At 74.4% G+C, this 3,276-nt stretch carries 1 protein-coding gene and 1 pseudogene; both read right to left on the bottom strand.

The features are described from left to right. Positions 1 to 2,882 (bottom strand): PAS domain-containing protein (locus EHS43_RS40830; RefSeq protein ID WP_185806626.1); only part of this gene is annotated, 2,882 nt, incomplete at its 3' end. A 170-nt stretch (positions 2,883 to 3,052) separates the two neighbouring features. Further along, a pseudogene (locus EHS43_RS40835) lies at positions 3,053 to 3,276 on the bottom strand (subtilase-type protease inhibitor); the annotation flags it as partial.

Here is a 3,276-nt window from a genome sequence, read left to right on the forward strand (position 1 = left end):
GTGGTGGGGTGCGGCTGCGGCGGGGTGTGGTCGTCGGCCTGGTCGTGCGGCACGGCGTCATGCCGGCCGTGGTCACCGTGCCCGTCGGCGGGGAGAGGCTGCGCGAGGCCGTTGGCGGCCACGGGAGCGGGGGGCTGACCGGCGGGGGCAGCCTGGACCGGACCGGGCACCTGTACGACGCCGGGGACCTGGGCCTGAGCCGGTACGGGTGCGGGTGCCGGGGCCTGACCGGGCATCTGGACCTGACCGGGCACTTGCGGCTGACCGGGCACCTGAGGTTGACCGGGCTGCGGCACCTGTCCTGAGAGCTGACCTTGGCCCGGAGCCTGCATCTGCCCCTGCATCTGTCCCTGCGCCTGCGCCTGCCCCTGGGACTGCGGCTGGATCTGAGGCAGGTGCTGCTGAGGCACGGGCTGCTGGGGCTGAGCCTGGGACTGCCCATGGGACTGTCCCTGGGGCTGGACCTGTGCCAGGGCCGCCGGGTCGGTGGCGTCGGCCGGCCGGTCCGCGTCGGCGGGCGGAAGGGCGAAGACCGAGCGCGGGGCCGCCTCCTGCGCCGCCGCACGCTCCGACGCGGCCGCGAGGGCACGCCGACGACGGCCGTCCTGCTGCGGTGTGCCGTCGCCGGACGGGACCTGCCCGGCGACCTGGAGCTCACCCTGTGCCCGCCCCGGCTCGGCGGAGCCGCCCGCGGGCAACGCCGCCGGCAGCGCGTGCTGTTCGCCGCCCTCGCGCCGGGCCCGGCGCCCGGCGGGGACGGGCACGCCCTGCGGCGGTACGGTCCCGCCGAGACCGGTGCCCATCGCCGCGGATCCGGCCCCGTGCTCGCCGGCCATCACCACGGCACCCTCGGACACACCGGCATCGCCGGCCTCGGCGCCTTCGGCGGGACGCCCACGGCGTCGCCCGGTACCGCCGGAGCCGTCCGCGTCCTCGCCGGAGGCCTGCGCCGGTACGGCCACGGGCTGCTCCTGCCCGGCTGCCGCCCGCCGCCTACGACGCCCGGTGGGCGGTACGGACTCGTCAGTGCCGGTGCCGTTCCCCGGGGGGACGTCGGCGTCCAGGAAGGAGTCGGTGGAGGCACGCCGGGCCCGCCGCCGCCCGCCCCCCTCGGCAGGAGCGGTGTCCGTCGGAGCGCTCTCCATCGGGGCGCTCTCCTGAGGGGAGGCCTGAGCGGGAGCGGCCTCCAGCGCGGCCGGACCGGGCGCCGCGACGGCCCCCGCCCCACCGCCGATGGGCACTTCGAGGACGTAGGCGCTGCCGCTCATGCCCGGCACCTCGTGCGTCTGGAGCACACCGCCGTGCGCGCGCACGATCCCGCGCACGATGGGCTCGTGCACCGGGTCTCCCCCGGCGTACGGGCCGCGCACCTCGATGCGCACGCTCTCGCCGCGCAGCGCGGCCGCGACCACGACCGTGTTGTCCATGTAACCGCCCGCGGACACGGGGGAGTTGCCGGTCGCGTCGACCCCGGCCACGTCCGCGATGAGATGCGCGAGCGCGGTCGCGAGGCGCTGCGCGTCGACCTCGGCCTCGATGGGCGGCGCGTGCACGGCGAACTGGACGCGCCCCGGCCCGATGAGCTCGACCGCGCCGTCCACACCGGCGGCGACGACCGCGTCGAGCATGACGTTCGTACGGAGGATGTCGTCGGCTCCCGCGTCGAGGCGCTGGTAGCCGAGGACGTTGTCGATGAGGTTGGTGATGCGGGAGTAGCCGGCCGAGAGGTGGTGCAGGACCTGGTTGGCCTCGGGCCACAGCTGTCCGGCGTCGTCGGCGGCGAGCGCGGACAGTTCGCGCCGCAGTTCGTCGAGGGGCCCGCGCAACGAGCGTCCCAGCAGCGTCAGCAGCTGGTCGTGCCGTCCGGCGAGGGCCTCGTAGCGGTCCTTCTCGCGCTCCCCGAGGGCGGCGTACCGTTCCTCGCCCGCGGCGAGTTCCTCGTCGTGCCGCTCCTGGAGCTCCTCCAGCTCGGTGATGTGCTTCTGGCGCAGCGCGGTCAGCTCGGAGGCGTGCTCCTCCTCCAGCCGCTCCAGCTCCTGCGCGTGGGCCTTCTCGGCGGCGGACTTCTCGTCGGCGAGGGCGTCGTAGGGCCGCCGGTCGTTGAAGGTGAGCACGGCGCCGACGAGCTGGTCCCCGTCGCGCACGGGCGCGGTGGTCAGGTCGACCGGGACCTTCTCCCCCTTCTTCGACCACAGCACCTGCCCGCGCACCCGGTGCTTGCGCCCGGAGCGCAGGGTGTCGGCGAGCGGGGACTCCTCGTACGCGAAGGGGCTGCCGTCGGCGCGGGAGTGCAGGATGAGGTCGTGGAGCTCGCGGCCGCCGAGGTCGCTGGCCCGGTACCCCAGTATCTGGGCGGCGGCCGGGTTGACGAGCACGATCCGCCCGTCGGTGTCGGTGCCGACGACCCCCTCGGACGCGGCCCGAAGGATCATCTCGGTCTGCCGCTGCGACCGGGCCAGCTCGGCCTCGGTGTCGACGGTCCCGGTCAGATCGCGTACGACGAGCATGAGCAGCTCGTCGCCGCTGTAGCCGTAACCGTCGTAGGCCTGCTGGCCGTTCTCCAGGTTGGCGCTGGTGACCTCGACGGGGAACTCGCTCCCGTCGGTCCTGCGCGCCACCATCCGGGTCGGCTTGGTCCGCCCGCGCGGGTCCATGTGGTCGGGCCGGCGCATCGAGCCGGGGATGAGCCGCGAGTCGAACTGCGGCAGCAGATCGAGCAGACCACGCCCCACGAGGGCCGTCCCGGGCGCTTCGAAGGCCTCCAGGGCGATGGTGTTGGCGTTGACGACGGTCCCATTGGCGTTGACCAGCACCAACGCGTCGGGAAGCGCGTCGAGTATGGCTGCGAGGCGAGCAGCGCCTCGGGATGGCCTGCTGCTCACGAGACGCTTCCTCCCTGTTACCGCACCTTGCCGACCGTTCGGGCCATCTTGCCAAGGGGCCCGCGACGTGTCACGCGAGGGAGTCTAAGCGCAGCGGTTGTGCGGGGGTGCCGGATGAGAGGGAGGTCGCACGACGAAGTGAAGTAGAACGTGTGACCGCATCCCGGGGGCTAGGTGTCCATGCCGGGGAGGAGGGGCACGAACCGGTCCCAGCGCGCCGTCTCGCACCCGTTGCTCCGGTCGAACCGGGCGTCCACGGGGCGGCCGGCCCAGGTTCCCGTGACATGGGCGGTGGCGGGACCGCCGTAGAGCATCGTGCACATGCTGCCCTCGGGGACGGGGGCGAAGGTGTCCTTCCCCCACCGGGTGTTCCGCTCCAGGGCGGCGCAGGCAC

Source organism: Streptomyces sp. RP5T (assembly GCF_003933965.1).
Lineage (GTDB): Bacteria > Actinomycetota > Actinomycetes > Streptomycetales > Streptomycetaceae > Streptomyces.